15 protein-coding genes are annotated in these 17997 nt (G+C 62.4%); 10 read left to right on the top strand and 5 right to left on the bottom strand.

What is annotated here, in order from left to right:
* Positions 1-8 precede the first annotated feature (8 nt).
* Positions 9-2384, top strand: coding sequence for an efflux RND transporter permease subunit (locus tag J3P97_RS16110; RefSeq protein WP_434573619.1), 2376 nt, complete (start codon positions 9-11; stop codon positions 2382-2384).
* Positions 2385-2445: 61 nt separating this feature from the next.
* Here J3P97_RS16110 and J3P97_RS16105 read toward each other — a convergent pair whose 3' ends face one another.
* Both J3P97_RS16105 and J3P97_RS16100 read right to left on the bottom strand, forming a co-directional pair.
* Positions 2446-3165, bottom strand: a complete 720-nt coding sequence (locus tag J3P97_RS16105) for a FadR/GntR family transcriptional regulator (RefSeq protein ID WP_305500458.1) — start codon at positions 3163-3165, stop codon at positions 2446-2448.
* A 200-nt stretch (positions 3166-3365) separates the two neighbouring features.
* Positions 3366-5102, bottom strand: a complete 1737-nt coding sequence (locus J3P97_RS16100) for an IlvD/Edd family dehydratase (RefSeq protein WP_181290491.1) — start codon at positions 5100-5102, stop codon at positions 3366-3368.
* A 193-nt stretch (positions 5103-5295) separates the two neighbouring features.
* Here J3P97_RS16100 and J3P97_RS16095 point away from each other — a divergent pair, with 193 nt between their 5' ends.
* The 9 genes from J3P97_RS16095 (at position 5296) to J3P97_RS16055 (ending at position 12227) form a co-directional block, all read left to right on the top strand.
* Positions 5296-6618: an MFS transporter gene (locus J3P97_RS16095; RefSeq protein ID WP_434573625.1), complete on the top strand. Its 1323-nt coding sequence runs from the start codon at positions 5296-5298 to the stop codon at positions 6616-6618.
* Between the two features lie 158 nt (positions 6619-6776).
* On the top strand, positions 6777-7769 hold the full coding sequence (gene araD1, locus J3P97_RS16090; RefSeq protein WP_434672248.1) for an AraD1 family protein: 993 nt from the start codon (positions 6777-6779) through the stop codon (positions 7767-7769).
* 13 nt (positions 7770-7782) lie between these two features.
* Positions 7783-9363, top strand: coding sequence for an aldehyde dehydrogenase (NADP(+)) (locus J3P97_RS16085; RefSeq protein WP_434601079.1), 1581 nt, complete (start codon positions 7783-7785; stop codon positions 9361-9363).
* A 218-nt stretch (positions 9364-9581) separates the two neighbouring features.
* Positions 9582-9878, top strand: a complete 297-nt coding sequence (locus J3P97_RS16080; protein ID WP_434601077.1) for a DUF5629 family protein — start codon at positions 9582-9584, stop codon at positions 9876-9878.
* Positions 9865-11040, top strand: a complete 1176-nt coding sequence (locus J3P97_RS16075) for a lactonase family protein (protein WP_434672247.1) — start codon at positions 9865-9867, stop codon at positions 11038-11040. Before J3P97_RS16080 ends, J3P97_RS16075 begins: the two co-directional genes overlap by 14 nt.
* A 156-nt stretch (positions 11041-11196) precedes the next feature.
* Complete coding sequence (locus J3P97_RS16070) at positions 11197-11376, top strand: hypothetical protein (protein ID WP_018611529.1); 180 nt, start codon at positions 11197-11199, stop codon at positions 11374-11376.
* A 171-nt stretch (positions 11377-11547) separates the two neighbouring features.
* Positions 11548-11673 (top strand): hypothetical protein, encoded by a 126-nt coding sequence (locus J3P97_RS16065; protein WP_305500469.1) that lies wholly within the window; start codon positions 11548-11550, stop codon positions 11671-11673.
* Between the two features lie 114 nt (positions 11674-11787).
* Positions 11788-11973 carry a hypothetical protein gene (locus tag J3P97_RS16060; RefSeq protein WP_434672246.1) on the top strand — a complete coding sequence of 62 codons (186 nt, stop codon included), beginning with the start codon at positions 11788-11790 and terminating at the stop codon, positions 11971-11973.
* Positions 11970-12227 carry a hypothetical protein gene (locus J3P97_RS16055; RefSeq protein ID WP_434672245.1) on the top strand — a complete coding sequence of 86 codons (258 nt, stop codon included), beginning with the start codon at positions 11970-11972 and terminating at the stop codon, positions 12225-12227. Before J3P97_RS16060 ends, J3P97_RS16055 begins: the two co-directional genes overlap by 4 nt.
* A gap of 134 nt (positions 12228-12361) precedes the next feature.
* Here the strand turns inward: J3P97_RS16055 and J3P97_RS16050 are convergent, their stop codons facing one another.
* The 3 genes from J3P97_RS16050 to J3P97_RS16040 are packed head-to-tail and all read right to left on the bottom strand — an operon-like array spanning position 12362 to position 17843.
* Positions 12362-12964, bottom strand: a complete 603-nt coding sequence (locus tag J3P97_RS16050) for a glutathione S-transferase (RefSeq protein WP_434573639.1) — start codon at positions 12962-12964, stop codon at positions 12362-12364.
* Positions 12961-16602 (bottom strand): AAA family ATPase, encoded by a 3642-nt coding sequence (locus J3P97_RS16045; protein ID WP_434672244.1) that lies wholly within the window; start codon positions 16600-16602, stop codon positions 12961-12963. Before J3P97_RS16045 ends, J3P97_RS16050 begins: the two co-directional genes overlap by 4 nt.
* Positions 16599-17843: an exonuclease SbcCD subunit D C-terminal domain-containing protein gene (locus tag J3P97_RS16040; protein ID WP_434672243.1), complete on the bottom strand. Its 1245-nt coding sequence runs from the start codon at positions 17841-17843 to the stop codon at positions 16599-16601. Before J3P97_RS16040 ends, J3P97_RS16045 begins: the two co-directional genes overlap by 4 nt.
* Between the last annotated feature and the right edge of the window lie 154 nt (positions 17844-17997).

Below are 17997 nucleotides of genomic sequence, written 5' to 3'. Positions count from 1 at the left end.
CGGACCCCATGAGCAGTCATCACCAAGACAAGGCGACGTTCCTCGAGCGCCTGATTTTCAACAACCGCCCGGCAGTGATCATCATTTGCCTGCTGGTCAGCATTTTCCTGTTCTGGCAGGCCACGCTGATTCGGCCGTCCACCAGTTTCGAAAAAATGATTCCCCTCGAGCATCCGTTCATCGAGAAGATGCTCGAACACCGCAATGACCTGGCGAACCTGGGCAACACGGTACGGATTTCCGTGGAAGCTACCAACGGCGATATTTTCTCCAAGGAGTACATGGAGACCCTGCGCCAGATCCACGACGAGGTCTTCTACATCTCCGGCGTCGACCGCTCCGGCCTGAAGTCGCTGTGGAGCCCAAGCGTGCGCTGGACCGAAGTGACGGAGGAGGGCTTCGCCGGTGGCGAGGTGATCCCGCAAAGTTACAACGGTTCGGCCGACAGCCTCGACCTGCTGCGCAACAACGTGCTCAAGTCCGGCCAGGTCGGGCGCCTGGTGGCGAACGATTTCAAATCAAGCATCATCGACATCCCGCTGCTGGAGTCCTATCCCGACCCACAAGACCAAGGCAAATTGCTCGCCCTCGATTATCGGAAGTTTTCCCACGAGCTTGAAGACAAGATCCGCAACAAGTTCGAAGCGCAGAACCCGAATGTGCAGATTCACATCGTCGGCTTCGCCAAGAAGGTCGGCGACCTGATCGACGGCCTGGTCATGGTGGTGCTGTTCTTCGGCGTGGCCTTCGTCATCACCCTGATCCTGCTGTACTGGTTCACCAACTGCATGCGCAGCACCGTTGCGGTATTGAGCACCACCCTGGTGGCGGTGGTCTGGCAGCTGGGGTTGATGCACGCGGCCGGTTTCGGCCTGGATCCGTATTCGATGCTGGTGCCTTTCCTGATCTTCGCCATCGGCATTTCCCACGGCGTACAGAAAATCAACGGCATCGCCTTGCAGTCCAGCGAGGCGGACAACGCCTTGACGGCGGCGCGGCGGACCTTCCGCCAATTATTCCTGCCAGGGATGATCGCGATCCTGGCCGATGCCGTCGGCTTCATCACCTTGCTGATCATCGACATCGGCGTGATTCGCGAACTGGCCATCGGCGCGTCCATCGGCGTGGCGGTGATTGTGTTCACCAACCTGATCCTGCTGCCGGTGGCGATTTCCTACGTCGGTATCAGCAAGCGCGCGGTCGAGCGCAGCAAGAAAGACGCGACCCGCGAACATCCGTTCTGGCGCCTGCTGTCGAACTTTGCCAGCGCCAAGGTCGCGCCGGTATCGATTGCTCTGGCCGTGCTCGCGTTTGGCGGCGGCCTCTGGTACAGCCAGAACCTGAAGATCGGCGACCTTGACCAGGGCGCCCCGGAACTGCGTCCGGACTCGCGCTACAACCAGGACAACAACTTCATCATCAGCAACTATTCCACCAGCTCCGATGTGCTGGTGGTGATGGTCAAGACCAAGGCCGAAGGCTGTTCGCGCTACGAAGCCATGGCGCCCATCGACGAGCTGATGTGGAAGATGCAGAACACCGAGGGCGTGCAGTCGGCTATTTCCCTGGTGACTGTGTCCAAGCAGATGATCAAGGGCATGAACGAGGGCAACCTGAAATGGGAAACCCTGTCGCGCAACCCTGATGTACTGAACAGCTCCATTGCCCGGGCCGACGGCCTGTACAACAACAGCTGTTCCCTGGCGCCGGTGCTGGTGTTCCTCAACGACCACAAGGCCGAGACGCTCGACCGCGCCGTGACGGCGGTGCAGGATTTTGCCAAGGAGCACAACCGCGATGGCCTGGAGTTCATCCTCGCCGCCGGGAACGCCGGGATCGAGGCGGCCACCAACGAGGTGATCAAGGAGTCGGAACTGACCATCCTGATCCTCGTGTATATCTGCGTGGCGACGATGTGCATGATTACCTTCCGTTCCTGGGCAGCGACGCTGTGCATCGTGCTGCCACTGGTGCTGACCTCGGTGCTGGGCAACGCTCTGATGGCGTTCATGGGCATCGGCGTGAAAGTCGCGACATTGCCGGTGGTAGCCCTCGGCGTAGGGATCGGCGTGGACTACGGCATCTACATCTACAGCCGTCTGGAAAGTTTCCTGCGGGCCGGGTTGCCGTTGCAGGAGGCGTATTACCAGACGCTGAAATCCACTGGCAAGGCGGTGCTGTTTACCGGCTTGTGCCTGGCCATCGGCGTCTGCACCTGGATTTTCTCGGCGATCAAGTTCCAGGCGGACATGGGCCTGATGCTGACGTTCATGTTGTTGTGGAACATGTTCGGTGCGCTGTGGCTGCTGCCCGCGCTGGCGCGATTCCTGATCAAGCCGGAGAAGCTGGCGGGGCAGAAGGGTAATTCGTTGTTTGCTCACTGAAGCCTGGCAGAAATAAAAAAGCCGCAACCTGAGGTTGCGGCTTTTTTATTTGGGCTGTGCTTCAGGAAGGGTCGGTACCCAGCACCACATTCAGCGCGCTGCGAGCATCGTCCAGTTGCACCAGCGTGGCATGGCGGGCGCCGAGGGCATCGCGGTTCTCGATGGCGGTGAGGATCGCCTTGTGCCGTGGCATCGCCAGCTCGTGCAGGTTGGGCCGTTGGTTGGAGTGCTTGAGGGCTTCCGCGATGGCCACCGACAGCATGTTGCACAGGTTGGCGAGCAGGTCGTTGTGGGTGGCGTCGGCGATGCGGCTGTGAAAGTCCAGGTCCGGTTGCAGGAGGGCTTCCGGGGTCGGGGCGGCTTCCATGCGCTGGTAGGCTTCGCTGATGGCGGCGATGTCGGCGTCGGTGGCGAATTGCGCGGCGAGGGCGGCGGCGGCCGGCTCGATGATGCTGCGCACGCTTGTGAGCAGTCCGAAGAACTCGTTCTGCGGGCTGCTCTGCATCAGCCAGTGCAGCACATCGGGGTCGAGCATGTGCCATTCCCGACGCGGCTTGACCACCGTGCCCACTCGCGGCCGCGAATACACCAGGCCCTTGGCGACCAACACGCGCGTGGCTTCGCGCAGCACCGGGCGGCTGACGGCATATTCTTCGCACAGCAAGGCTTCGGCGGGCAGTTTGTCGTCGGGCTTGAAGCGGCCAGAGACGATCTGCATGCCCAGTTCCTGGACGATGCGCGCGTGCATGCTCTTGCGGTCGGAGGGTTTGCGGTAATCCATGGGGAGCGGCGCGATCCTGTGTGCGAGGGGTGCTGCGCATGATAGCAGGCGCGGCGAGGGCGGGTCGCTAGTGCGATTTCTTAAGGTCAGTGCAGGCTTCTTGTGGGAGCGAGCCTGCTCGCGAAGGCGGTGGGTCAGGCGGCATGAATGCCGCTGGTCCAACGCTTTCGCGAGCAGGCTCGCTCCCACATGAGACAGGGTCAATGGGAGTGACGCGGCACCTCGGCGCCGCGGCAGCCCACCAGGAAGTCGAAGTCGCAACCCTGGTCGGCTTGCAGCACATGGTCGATGTACAGCTGGCGGTAGCCACCGACCAGCAATTGCTGCGGTGGCGCCAGGTCGGCCAGGCGCGCGGCGAGTTCGGCGTCGGGGATGTCCAGGTGCAGGCGGCCGCTGGCGCAATCGAGTTCGATCCAGTCACCTTCTTTCACCGCGGCCAAAGGCCCACCGGCCGCCGCTTCCGGTGCCACATGCAGCACCACGGTGCCGTAGGCGGTGCCGCTCATGCGCGCGTCGGAAATACGCACCATGTCCGTCACGCCCTGGGCCAGCAGTTTGGCTGGCAAGCCCATGTTGCCGACTTCGGCCATGCCCGGATAACCCTTCGGCCCGCAGTTCTTCATGACCAGGATCGAGTCGGCATCCACGTCGAGCTCCGGATCGTTGATCCGCGCCTTGTACTCGTCGAAGTTCTCGAACACCACCGCGCGACCGCGATGCTGCATCAGTTCGGCGGTGGCCGCGGACGGCTTGAGCACTGCGCCCAATGGCGCCAGGTTGCCGCGCAGTACGCAGATGCCGCCGTCGGCGCGGATCGGGTTGTCCAGGGTGCGAATGACTTCGTCCTGGCCGTAGATCGGCGCGTCCTTGGTGTTTTCGCCGAGGCTCTTGCCGTTCACCGTCAGTGCGTTCGGGTGGGGGATCAGGTTGGCTTCGCCGAGGCGACGGAGCACGGCGGGCAGGCCGCCGGCGTAGTAGAACTCCTCCATCAGGAAGCGTCCGGACGGTTGCAGGTCGACGATGGTCGGCATGCCGCGACCGATGCGGGTCCAGTCGTCCAGGTCCAGCTGCACGCCGATGCGTCCGGCGATGGCCTTGAGGTGAATCACCGCGTTGGTCGAACCGCCGATGGCAGCGTTGACGCGGATGGCGTTTTCGAAGGCTTCCTTGGTCAGGATCTTCGACAGCTTCAGGTCTTCACGGACCATTTCCACGGCACGCATGCCCGACATGTGGGCCAGCACATAACGGCGTGCGTCCACGGCCGGAATCGCCGCGTTGTGGGGCAGGGAGGTGCCGAGGGCTTCGGCCATGCAGGCCATGGTCGACGCCGTGCCCATGGTGTTGCAGGTGCCAGCCGAGCGGGACATGCCGCCCTCGGCCGCGAGGAAGTCGTCGATGGTGATGGTGCCGGCCTTGACCTGTTCGCTCAGTTGCCAGACCACGGTGCCCGAGCCGATGTCCTGGCCCTTGTGCTTGCCGTTGAGCATCGGCCCGCCGGTGACGACGATGGCCGGCACGTCGCAACTGGCGGCGCCCATCAGCAGGGCCGGAGTGGTCTTGTCGCAACCGGTGAGCAATACCACGCCATCAATCGGGTTGCCGCGAATCGCCTCTTCCACGTCCATGCTCGCCAGGTTGCGGGTCAGCATAGCGGTGGGGCGCAGGTTCGATTCGCCGTTGGAGAACACCGGGAATTCCACCGGAAAGCCCCCGGCCTCGATCACGCCGCGCTTGACGTGCTCGGCGATCTGCCGGAAATGCGCGTTGCACGGTGTCAGCTCCGACCAAGTGTTGCAGATACCGATGATCGGCTTGCCATGGAACTGGTGGTCGGCGATGCCCTGATTTTTCATCCAGCTGCGGTACATGAAGCCGTTTTTGTCGGCGGTGCCAAACCATTGGGCCGAGCGCAGGGAGGGTTTCTTATCAGACATGATCGATTCTCTTATTGTATGACTATATTGTTCGAGCTGAAGCGTAACATAAGCGCAATTTACGCCGTTTGGAAGTGTTGTTGGGTAAATAGTATTACTATATAGTCCGATTTAACGGAGGGGTTGTCCTGGCGGTCATTCGCGAGAGAAATCCCCCGAGGTTCTATAACAACAACAATCGGAGACCGGTCCCATGAGCCAGGAATTGCGGCTTATACGTCGCATCACACTCAAACTGATTCCCTTCCTGATCCTGCTTTACCTGATCGCGTACGTGGATCGCTCCGCCGTGGGCTTCGCCAAGCTGCACATGGGCGCGGACATCGGCATCGGCGACGCCGCCTACGGCCTCGGCGCGGGCCTGTTCTTCATCGGTTATTTCCTCCTGGAGATTCCCAGCAACCTGATGCTGGAGCGCTTCGGTGCGCGGCGCTGGTTTGCCCGGATCATGATCACCTGGGGCGCAATCACCATCGGCATGGCTTTTGTGCAGGGGCCCTATAGTTTCTACGTGATGCGCTTTCTGCTGGGCGCGGCCGAAGCCGGGTTCTTTCCGGGCGTGCTGTATTACATCACCCAGTGGTTCCCGGTGCGCCATCGCGGCAAGATCCTCGGGCTGTTCATTCTTTCCCAACCCATTGCGATGATGATCACCGGCCCAGTTTCCGGTGGCTTGCTGGGCATGGACGGCATCCTCGGCCTGCACGGCTGGCAGTGGTTGTTCATCGTCATCGGCCTGCCGGCGGTGCTGTTGACCTGGCCGGTGCTGCGTTATCTGCCGGACGGCCCGCAACAGGTCAAATGGATGGACCAGTCCGAGAAGGACTGGTTGACCGGTGAGCTGAAAAAGGACCTGGAGGAATACGGCCAGACCCGTCATGGCAACCCGCTGCATGCGCTCAAGGACAAGCGCGTCCTGCTGCTGGCGCTGTTCTACCTGCCGGTGACCCTGAGCATCTACGGCCTGGGGCTGTGGCTGCCGACGCTGATCAAGCAGTTCGGCGGCAGTGACCTGGTGACCGGCTTTGTCTCTTCCGTGCCGTATATCTTCGGCATCATTGGCCTGCTGATCATTCCTCGCAGCTCCGACCGCCTGAACGACCGTTACGGTCACCTGGCCGTGTTGTATGTATTGGGCGCCATCGGTCTGTTCCTCAGCGCCTGGTTGACCGTGCCGGTGCTGCAACTGGCGGCGTTGTGCCTGGTGGCGTTTGCACTGTTTTCCTGCACGGCGGTGTTCTGGACCTTGCCGGGACGATTCTTCGCCGGTGCCAGCGCGGCGGCGGGCATTGCCTTGATCAACTCGGTAGGCAACCTGGGCGGCTACATCGGCCCGTTCGTGATCGGCGCCTTGAAGGAATACACCGGTAACCTGGCGTCCGGGCTGTACTTCCTGTCGTGCGTGATGGTGTTCGGCCTGGTGTTGACCGGCGTGGTCTATCGCTTGCTCGAACGCAAGCACGTGTTGCCGGCTGACCAGTTCGCGGCAAGCGCCCGCGGGGCGACGCGTAGCTGAATCTGAGGGCTGACGCTGATCAAGCTGTGGGAGCGAGCCTGCTCGCGAAAGCGGTTTTCCATCCACCAATAATGTCGACTGTCAGACCGTTTTCGCGAGCAGGCTCGCTCCCACAGGGGACTGCATAGAGGTCAAAATTTGTTTACAGGGAGAAACCCATGCGTTTAGTTCAGTTCGAATTGAGTAACGGCGAACGCCGCGTCGGTGTAGTTGACGGCGAGCAGGTGCGCGAAGTGCAGGGCGCCACGACGGTGCGCGACCTGGCGCTGACCGCCATCGAGGCGGGCTTCAAGCTTGAGCAACAGGTCGACGGCCTGGGCCTGGGAGCGAGCCATGACTATGCGCAACTGCTGAGCGAGTTGCGCATCCTGCCGCCGCTGGACCATCCGGACCCGGCTCACCTGCTGGTCAGCGGTACCGGCCTGACTCACCTGGGCAGCGCCTCGGCCCGGGACAAGATGCACCAACAGGCTGGCGACGAGAGCGCCATGACCGACACCATGCGCATCTTCAAATGGGGCGTGGAGGGCGGCAAACCCGCCGCCGGGCAGGCTGGCGTTCAGCCGGAATGGTTCTACAAGGGCGACGGCAGCATCGTCGTCCGTCCCGGCCATCCGTTCCCGCTGCCGCCCTTTGCCGAAGACGCTGGCGAGGAGCCGGAAATCAGCGGTCTGTATGTCATCGGTCATGACGGCAAGCCATATCGGCTGGGCTTTGCGGTAGGCAACGAATTCTCCGATCACGTCATGGAACGCAAGAATTATCTGTACCTGGCCCATTCGAAACTGCGCAGTTGCAGCTTCGGCCCGGAACTTCGCGTGGGCGAACTGCCTCAACATCTGTCCGGGACCAGTCGTATCCTGCGCAACGGCGAAGTGCTGTGGCAGAACGAATTCCTCAGCGGCGAGGCGAACATGTGCCACAGCCTCGAGAACCTCGAGTTCCACCATTTCAAGTACAGTCAGTTCCTGCGCCCCGGGGACGTGCACGTTCACTTCTTCGGCACCGCGACGCTGTCGTTCGCCGACGGCATCCGCACCCAGCCGGGGGACGTGTTCGAAATCAGCCAGGCCGAATTCGGCGCACCGCTGATCAACGGCATTGCTCCGGTAGACGCGGTGTTCAACCCAGGTACTATCGGCACACTTTAAAAGGAGACTTGCGATGAACCAGATCCTTGGCCACAACTACATCGGCGGCGCCCGCAGCGCGGCCGGCCAGACTCGCCTGCAAAGTTTCGACGCCAGCACCGGCGAGGCCTTGCCGCATGATTTCGTCCAGGCCACGGCGGAAGAAGTCGACGCCGCCGCCAAGGCCGCCGCGGCGGCTTATCCAGCCTACCGCAGCCTGAGCGCGGCGCGCCGGGCCGAATTTCTCGATGCCATCGCCGATGAGCTGGACGCCTTGGGTGATGAGTTCGTCGCCGTGGTCTGCCGCGAAACCGCGTTGCCAGCCGCACGAATCCAGGGCGAGCGCGGCCGCACCAGCGGGCAGATGCGCCTGTTCGCCAAGGTCTTGCGCCGTGGCGATTTCTACGGCGCGCGTATCGACCGGGCCTTGCCGGAGCGTACGCCGCTGCCGCGCCCGGACCTGCGCCAGTACCGCATCGGCCTCGGCCCGGTGGCCGTGTTTGGCGCCAGCAATTTCCCCTTGGCATTCTCCACCGCTGGCGGTGACACCGCTGCCGCGCTGGCCGCCGGTTGCCCGGTGGTATTCAAGGCCCACAGTGGCCACATGGCCACCGCCGAGCATGTGGCCGATGCGATCATTCGCGCGGCTGAAAAGACTTCGATGCCGGCCGGTGTGTTCAACATGATCTACGGCGGTGGCGTCGGCGAATGGCTGGTCAAGCATCCGGCGATCCAGGCCGTCGGCTTCACCGGTTCCCTGAAAGGCGGGCGTGCCCTGTGCGACATGGCGGCCGCGCGGCCGCAGCCGATCCCGGTCTTCGCCGAGATGTCGAGCATCAACCCGGTGATCGTCCTCCCGCAGGCGTTGCAAGCGCGCGCCGAAAGTGTCGCTCGCGACCTGACCGCTTCGGTGGTGCAAGGCTGCGGTCAGTTCTGCACCAACCCTGGCCTGGTGATCGGTCTCCGCTCACCTGAGTTCACTGCCTTCACCCAGCAGGTGGCTGCGCTGATCGGCGACCAGGCACCGCAAACCATGCTCAACGCCGGCACGCTGCAAAGCTACGGCAAAGGCCTGCAAAAATTGCTCGCCCACCCAGGCATCGAACACCTGGCCGGTCGCGAGCAGCAGGGCAACCAGGCGCAACCGCAATTGTTCAAGGCTGACGCCAGCCTGTTGATCAACGGTGACGAGGCGTTGCAGGAAGAAGTCTTCGGCCCGACCACGGTGTTTGTCGAAGTGGCGGACCAGGCGCAATTGAGCGCTGCGCTGCATGGCCTGCACGGCCAGCTCACCGCCACGATCATTGGCGAACCGGCAGACTTCGAACGGTTCGGCGAACTGACGCCGTTGCTGGAGCAGAAGGTCGGCCGCATCTTGCTCAACGGTTATCCAACCGGTGTGGAGGTCTGCGATTCGATGGTCCATGGCGGGCCTTACCCGGCGACGTCCGATGCGCGTGGCACTTCGGTCGGCACGCTGGCGATCGATCGGTTCCTGCGTCCGGTGTGCTTCCAGAACTACCCCGACAACCTGTTGCCAGAGCCGTTGAAGAACGCCAACCCGCTGGGGATCCTGCGATTGGTAGATGGCGTGCCGGGGCGCGAGGCGCTCTGAGGAGCTGAACAGGCCGTTGCATTCATGTTGAATGCGCCGGCCTTTTCGCGAGCAGGCTCGCTCCCACAGGGGATTTCTGGTGGGTATGAATCCTTTGTGGGAGCGAGCCTGCTCGCGAAAGCGATAGGTCGGCCAGCACCGCTTTCGAACCTTATGGCCCAAGCCCCACTCTGACATTGGGTTATCATGCCGCCTTTCCCAATGACTGACTGATCGCCATGACTGCCCCGACCAACACTCTGCTGCACGCCCTCGAACACTGCGACATGCTGATCATCGATGGGCTGCACGCTTTCGATTTTTCCCTCGACGAGCAGGATCAACTGCACGTCGAATGCATGAACGGCCGCACCCTCGAGCATTGGCGCTTCACGCCGGCACAGATGCAGGCCGCGACTTTCGACACAGCCTCGAAACATTGGGTCATCACCAGTGATTCGGGCGATCACCATCTGGAATGCGTGGAGGCGACCAGCGGCCACGACGACGAGGACTCCGAGCATGAAGATGCGTAGTTTCTGGCCATTGCTGATGGCCGGTAGCGTGGGCGCCATGGGCGTCCAGGCAGAAACCACCGAGCACTATCAATTGCTGGTGGGCTCCTACACGGCGGACCAGAGCCAGGGCATCTACCGCATGCAGTTCGACAGCCGGACCGGCCAGCTCGACGCCAAGCCACTGCAGGTGATCAAGACGGACAACCCCTCTTGGTTGACCCTTTCCAAGGACCTGAGCCGGCTGTTCGTGGTCAACGAAAACGGCCCGGGCCAGAAAGACCCGGTGGGCAAGGTCAGCAGTTACGCCGTTGACCCCAAGACCCATGAACTGAGCCTGATCAATCAGGTCCAGTCCCTGGGCAACGAGCCGACTCATTCCAGCCTGAGCCATGACGGCCAGCATCTGCTGGTGAGTAATTATTCCGTTCTGGAAAACCCGGGCGGCACCTTGGTCGTGCTGCCGGTGGGGGCGGATGGCAAGCTCGCGCCGGTGGTGCAGTCGGGCAGCCATCAGCCGAGCCGGGTCAACCCTGAGCGGCAGAAGTCGGGGCATGTGCATTCGGCGGTGCCTTCGCCGGACGGCAAGTATGTGTTTGCCAACGACCTGGGGGCGGACAAGGTATTTGTCTACCGCTACGACCCGAAAGCCAACCCCGAGCTGCCGCTGACGCCTGCCGATCCGGCATTCGTGCAGTTGCCGCCGGGCAGCGGGCCGCGTCACCTGCTGTTCAGCAACGATGGCAAGCACGCCTGGCTGACCATGGAGATGACCGCCCAGGTTGCGGTGTTCGACTACCAGGATGGCCGCCTTACCCAGCGTCAACTGGTCGACCTCGCCGTCGGCAAGCCCCAGCCGGGTAAAGCGGCGGCAGCGCTGCATGCGTCCAGGGACGGCAAGTTCCTGTACGTCAGCAATCGGGGCACCACCAACGAACTGGTGGTGCTTGCCATCGACCCGGCGGCTGGCACGCTGAAAGAGCTTCAGCGGCGCTCTGTCGAGGGCGACCACCCTCGGGAATTCAGCCTCGACCCGAGTGAAAAATTTGTCCTGGTGGCCAACCAGAAGAGCAACCAGATCGTCGTCATCGAGCGTGATCCGAAGACCGGCCTGCTGGGTAAAACCGTCCAGAAGCTGGCGATGGATGCGCCGAGCGACTTGAAATTCATGGTTCGTCAGTAAGCTGAAGGCCCCGATTCACGGGGCCTTCGCCGTTGTATCAACCAGACTGATAGTCGCTAGTATTACAAAGCATTTCAAGACGAGACGCCTCGGCGCGTAAGTTTGCTTCACGGCCCCACCGGGCAAATCAGCAAACTGAATCCGAGGACTACCGCCATGAATCTGAATCTCTTCTCCGTTATTGCCGCTTCCGCTATCTCTGCTACCGTGGCATTGCCAGCCAGTGCCAGCATCGAAATCAGCGACAAGAAAAACCGCACCCAGAGCTACACCGAGAAATACCTGCAACAGAGCGCCAACTTCTACGCCGCACTGGATCACAAGACCCAACACTGAATCACGTTGACCCTTGAAGCCTGCGATCTTTTCATTTCCTGCTGCATGCCAGCGGAGAGAAAAGATCGCAGGCTTCGTGCGTGGGCAGAAAAATCCCGTTGTGATATCACATAGCCATGTGTTTAAATTTGACGCTATTTAATTGACTCCTTACCAATAAGGATCGACACCATGGCGATGCGTCTGGCAGTGATGCTGCTGTTTCTCTACTCCACTCCGATTGTCTCGGCGGCCCAGCCAATTCCTGGAGAGCTGGAAGTGGCTCGCGAGCGATTGTTGAGCTTGGTCAACGACTGATTTCAGGGTTTCATCAATCAATAAACCTGATGGTGACTATGCATAATCGTCGCTATTCATAACGGTTTATTTGATTGATTCTGTGGGCATCGAAACATGCCCACGGAGAACCCCATGGCCCGCGCAATCCTTTCTTCCGCCAGACACGGCGCCTACATAGCCATCGGCCTTTACGTCGCATTGGTGCTGGTGGTCAGCGTCGGCGCCCAATACCAAGGCTTCGTTGGTTCGTCGCTGCATGCGTCGGTTTCCACTGTCGCCGCCGAACGCGGCGCAGGCAAAGGGGCTGTCGGCGCATGAGCAGATGCAAGTTCTGGGTGATTGCCTTCCTGGCGTTTATCACCAACGGGTTTTCGTTGCTTGGATTGGGGCAGGCGTCGGCGGGGTCGTTGGCGCGGACGATCGAGTGCAACCACAACATCGCCCATAACATTCTCACCGCCAGGGCATTGGGGGTGTTGGTGGGTAATCCGCCGTCGGCGCCGAGGGTGGCTGAGTTTGGGCCGTTTCAGGTTGATTGCGCGCTGGTGCGCATGTGCACCGTCGCCGCTTGAAGGGATCTACGGGCTTTTGTGGCGAGGGAGCTTGCTCCCGCTCGGCTGCGCAGCAGACGCCTTGGGTGTAGACCGAATGGGCTTGCTGCGCAGGCCAGCGGGAGCAAGCTCCCTCGCCACGACGGCGATGCAGCTCACTTGGCCATGATCGCTACGAACAGCTCGGAATCCAGGAATTTCTGCAACCAACCTTGCAATCGCGGATAGGGCGCCTCGGCAAACCAGTCGCGATCGACATGGGCGAACTGGCGTACGAAGGGCATCACCGCCACGTCGGCCAGGCTCTGATGTTCGGCCGCCAGGAACGGCCGGGTTTCAAGCAGTCCTTCCAGCTTGCGCAGAAAAACTTCGCCTTCGCTGCGGTAGTGTTCCTGCGTGTATTCGGGATGTCGCTCCGGGTATTTGTAGCGGTTCAGGTGAAGCTTGAATACCTGGTCGTTTTCCTCGATCAACGCTGCCGTCAATGCCTGGGCCTTGGCATCGTCCCGTAGCTGCCAGTCCTGCGGATCGTGTTGGGCCAAGGCCCAGTTGATGATCTCCAGGCTTTCGTCGATCACTCGGCCATCGACCTGCAACACCGGCACCGTGCCTTTGCTCGAGAGTGCAAGCATCTCGGCGGGCTTGGCCTTCAGGCTGACTTCGACGATCGTCAGTTCGACCGCGCTGTAACGCAATGCCATGCGTGCACGCATGGCATAGGGGCAGCGGCGGAAGGAGTACAGCGTGGCACGGCTCATTTCACCTCCAGCGTGCTCAGCCCATTGCCCTGGCGACGGACCTGGATCTGCACCGGGATTCGCTCGTGCATTTCCTGCACATGGGAGATGACCGCGACCTTGCGCCCCTGGGCCTGCAAGCCGTCGAGGGCGTCCATCGCCAGTTGCAGCGATTCGGGGTCGAGGCTGCCGAAGCCTTCGTCGATGAACAACGATTCGATTCTCAGCGTGCTGGACGCCATCGAAGCCAGGCCCAACGCCAGGGCAAGGGAGACCAGGAAGGTCTCGCCGCCGGACAACGAATGTACCGAGCGCAGTTCATCGCCCATTTCCGTGTCCATTACCAGCAGGCCAAGCATGCTGCCGCCGCGCTTGAGCCGGTAACGGCGAACCAGTTGGCGCAACTGGGCGTTGGCGTGGTGGACCAGCAAGTCGAGGTTGTACGCCTGGGCCAGTTTGCGGAAGCGGTCGCCGGTGGCCGAGCCAATCAAGGCGTCGAGGCGCGCCCAGCGCTGGTATTCGGCATAGGCCTGCTCGATCTGTCGGGCCAGGGCCTGGTTGGCGTGCTGCCGACGCTGGTCTTCAGCCTGTTCGGCGCGCAACTCGGCGCAGCGTTGTTCGCTGGCGGCAAACTGCTCCTGCAGTACCGCCAAGGCTTGGGTCAATTCTTCAGGCGGCAGGTTGCCGTTGTGTTGGGCCTGGTGGTTGTGCAGGCGCTGCTCGCGTTCGGTGAGCAGGACGCGGGCCTGCTCGATGGCTTTTTCGCTGGTGAGCAGGCGTTGCCGCAGTTGACTGACCTGTTGCTCGTCGAGGCCGAGCAGGGCATCGAGCGCGGCGTCGTCGAGTTCCGGATGAGAAGCGCGCCATTGGGCGATGCCGGCGGCGAGCGTCTGCTGTTCGGCCTCAAGCAACTGGGCCTGCTCATGCCGGGCCTGGAGCTCGGCAGCCAGTTGCACAAGGGTATTGCGCAACTCCTGTAACTGCTGACCGGCCGCTGCCTCGGCATGGCGGGCCTGTTCCAGGGCCTGGTCGAGTTGTTGCTGCCATTGTTCGGCACTGGAATGTTCGCCCAGCAGTTGCGTGAGCTTTTGCTGGCAGGTCTGCTGTTGTTCATTCAGTGCGTTGAATTGCTGCTGCGCCGCTTCGAGTTGTTGCACACGGGTCTGCTGGCGGTCCTGCTCTTTCTCCAGGGCTTGCTGGCGTTGAAGTTGTTCGCCGAGTTCTTCGCGTTGCTGTTCCAGTTGCGCCAGGCGCTGGGTGATCTGCTGGTCGAGTCGCATGAACGTCGCGGCGGGATCGCTGCGCAGGGCCTGCAAGGTATCGGCCGGCAGCAGCGCACTGAAATGCCCGAGCTCTTCGTCCAGGCGCTGGCGGTCGCGGGCCATTTCCTGTTGCTGGTTGCCCAGGTGCAGTGACGCCTGCTGGCTGGCGGTTTCCGCTTCGCGCAGTTGCTGCGCCAGGCGCGCGGCGTCCTGTTGCAGGGTGAGCAGGGCGGCCTGGCGTTGTTCGTCCTGGCTGATGCGCAGGTTCAACTGGCTGTTTTGCTGGGCCAGCCAGGCGTCGCGCCGGTCTGGCGCCTGAGCCAGCAACTGCTCCGACAACGGATGGGCTTCGAGGCTTGGCGCGAGGCCTTGTTGCTGGGCGGCGAGTTGTTCCTGCTGCTGTTTGAATTCCTTGAGCTGGGCAATGACCCCACTGTATTGCGCTCGCAGATCGATGACTTTTTCATTGAGCAGGCCGACGGCTCTGCGCGCATTGGCCTCTTCGCTTTCATCGAATCGGCCGAGGCTTTGCAGCAGCGCTTCGGGCTGATGGTACGGGTGTTCGACGCTGCCGCAGACCGGGCACGGCTGGTTGTCCTGCAACTGTTCGCGCAGTTGCTCGACGCTTTCGCTGCGAGCCAGGCGCTGGCGTTCCAGCAGTTCACGGGTGACAGTCAGGGTCTGTTCGGCAATGGTCAGCTCGGCCTTGGCTTCGCCGCCTTCGGACACCAGCCGGTCGCGCTCCTGCAAGGCTTGCTGCTGGCGTCGCTCCAGCTCCGCGCTGCGTTTGTCCAGCTCCTGCTGGCTGGCCCAAAGCCGGGCCAGTTCTTCGAATGCGCGCAGTTGCTTGCGATTGTCTTGCAGCAGGTTGCCGAGCAACTGGATCTGTTCCGCCACCGCTTGCGGTTCGGCCCCGGCTTCCTTGTAGAGCACTTCGAGGTTTTGCCGGCGGGTTGCCAGGTCATCGGCGGCGCGAGTGGCGCTTTGTTCCAGCAGCGCGAGTTCGTCCTGGCCCTTGTTCAGCCGGTTGCCGATCAACATCAACTGTTGCAGGCGATCGCGGTAGGCGGACCAGGCATCGCCCAGCGGTGCGAGATCGGTACTTTGTTCCAGTTCGCCGGCGATCCTTTGCAGGCGCTCATCAACCTGCCGTTGCTGTTCGAGCAGGGTGTCGATGCTGCGCTGGCCGTCGGTGCAAGCCTGCTGGACCTGTTGCAACTGTTCGGCGCCTTGGCCGGCTTCCCTGGCCAGGCGAGCGAGGCTGCTTTGTTCGTCGAATGCCTGGCGTAGCAGCGGTGCGTTATCCGCACTCTGCTGGCGGGCGGCGGCCAGGGCCAATTGCGCCACGCCCAGGCCTTTTTCCAGTTCGGCCTGTTGCTCATGCAACTCGACTTGCTGCTGGGTCAGTTGCTGGATCCTGACTGCCAGCGGCTCCAGCTGACGATCCAATTCCGCTTGGCGGATGAATTGGTGCCGCTGGGGCGCCAGTTGTTCCAGGCGTGTCAGTTTCAGGCGTTCGTCGGCCAGCGCAGCCCAATCGGCCTGGGCCCGTTGCAGTTGTTCGGCGGCGCTGGCCTGTTCGTCCTGCAATTGGCGCAGGTCCCTGAGCCAGGTGTGCTGCTGTTCCAATTGCTTGAGCTGTGCCTGCTGGGTCTTGAGCAATTGCTGGGCGTCGTTGAAGCGTTGGTCCAGCTCGGCGCGGGCTTCGGCGGCCAGCGGCGTGACGCCGGTGGCCTGGTCCTGCAACTGCTTGTGGGTTTCCCTGGCCTGCTTGGCCTTGTCGAAGGCGCGGCGGCCCAGACGCGTATACAGGGCTGTGTCGGTGAGTTTTTCCAGCAACTCGCTGCGGTCGTTGTCGTCGGCCTTGAGAAAGGCGCTGAACTCGCTCTGGGCCAGCAGCACCGCGCGGGTGAACTGCTCGAAATTCAGGCCCAGGGCGGCTTCGAGCTGGGTCTTGTACTCGCCTTTCTGGCTGGCCAACAGTTGGTCATTGTCCAGGTCGCGCAGGCTCTGGCGGCTGGCCTGCAATTTGCCGCCGGCTTTTTCCCGGGCGCGATTGGCCTCCCAGCGAGCCCGGTAGCGGCGCCCGTCGATACCGCGAAAATCCACTTCGGCATAACCGTCACCGGTGCCACGGCGCAGCAGCGTGCGCGGATCGCCCGTGGCGATCTCGCCATCGGCATCCGGTACCTTGGCGTCACGACCGGTGTTGTTCAGGCGCGGCACCGCACCAAAAAGCGCCAGGCACAAAGCATCGAGCAGCGTGCTCTTGCCGGCGCCGGTGGGGCCGGTGATGGCGAACAGGCCGGCGCTGGCCAACGGCTCGGCGGTGAAATCGATTTCAAATGGCCCGGCGAGGGAGGCGAGGTTCTTCAGGCGGATCGCGAGGATCTTCATGGCTGCTCGCTCTCCATCTGCACGTCTTGCAACAACACGGCAAAATCCTTGAGGGTCTGTTCGTCCACTTCGTTGCCGTAGGTGTCCTGCCAGGCACGGCTGAACAATTCGTGCGGGCTCAACTGGTCCAGTTCGACCAGCGCGGTGCCGTCCTCGAAGCCGCTGGAGCCGCCGTTGCCGGCGTACTCGGCGGCGATGCGCACCAGCCGCACGGCTTTGCCTTGCAACGCCGTCTCCACTTGATGGCGCAAGTCGGGCTGCGGCTCGTCGAGGCGTACTCGAACCTCCAGCCAGGGCTGGCGCTGCACGTCCGCCAGCAGGTCGATGTCCGGCAGGTCCTTCAGTTGCAGCAGAATATCGGCCAGCGGCGCCGGGCCCAGGCGCTGCAGGTTGACGGCGCGGGGAATCAGCCGGGGTTCGACGTTTACCAGGGTTTCGCCGTCCAGGGTGACGTCGAGGATCTGGTGCCGATAGCCGATCTCGGAGAACGACAGCGGGATCGGCGAGCCGCTGTAGCGGATGCGCTCTTCACCGTTGACCTTCTGCGGCTTGTGCAGGTGGCCGAGGGCAACGTAGCTGATGCTCGGGCCGAAGAGGCTGGCGGGCAGCGCTTCGGCATTGCCGATGATCAGGCTGCGCTCGGAGTCCTCCGATACCGAGCCGCCGGCCATGTGCGCATGGCTGACGGCGATCAGTGCCTGGCCTTTCTTGCGCTTGTCGTTGGCAGCGGCGATCAGCCATTCATGGACCTGGCCGATGCCGCGCAGGTAATCATCCCCCAACTGCGCGCCAGTGACTTCCGCCGGCCGCAGGAACGGCAGCGCCAGGCACCAGGCGCGGACCTTGCCCTTGGCGTCGGGCAGTGGCAGCAACAGGCGCTCGACGTCCAGTTGTCCATCATCCAGCCACAGCACCCGGCCCAGGGCATGGGTGCGCAAGCGTCGCATCAGCGGCGCTGGCAGTTCGATGCGTGAGCCGGAGTCGTGGTTGCCAGCAATCATGACGATGGTCAGGTTGGCGTTTTGTTCGTGGGCGCTGACGATGAAGTCGTACAGCCGCTCCTGGGCTTTGACCGGCGGGTTGACGGTGTCGAAGATATCGCCAGCGATCAGCAGCACATCGGGCTTTTCGCTGCCCAGCTGACGCAGCAGCCAATCAAGGAAACAGGCGTGCTCGAAGTCGCGATCCTGGCCGTGGAGATTTTGCCCAAGGTGCCAGTCGGAGGTGTGAAACAGACGCAAGGCAGACTCCAGAAAACAGACGGTGGCCGCGGGAAGAGAGGCGGCGCAAAAATGCAGAGTTTACTGGGAAACGCAGGGGAGGGGCTGCTCGACTTTGTCGGATGGACCAGCGCTGTGCTTGTGGCGAGGGGGTCGCCGCCGCTGCGTTGTCGCG

It is taken from the genome of Pseudomonas sp. R1-15 (assembly GCF_051132085.1).
In the GTDB taxonomy this organism is placed as follows: domain Bacteria; phylum Pseudomonadota; class Gammaproteobacteria; order Pseudomonadales; family Pseudomonadaceae; genus Aquipseudomonas.
Note: the sequence above shows the minus strand (reverse complement) of the source record. Positions and strands in the feature narration are given on the sequence as shown.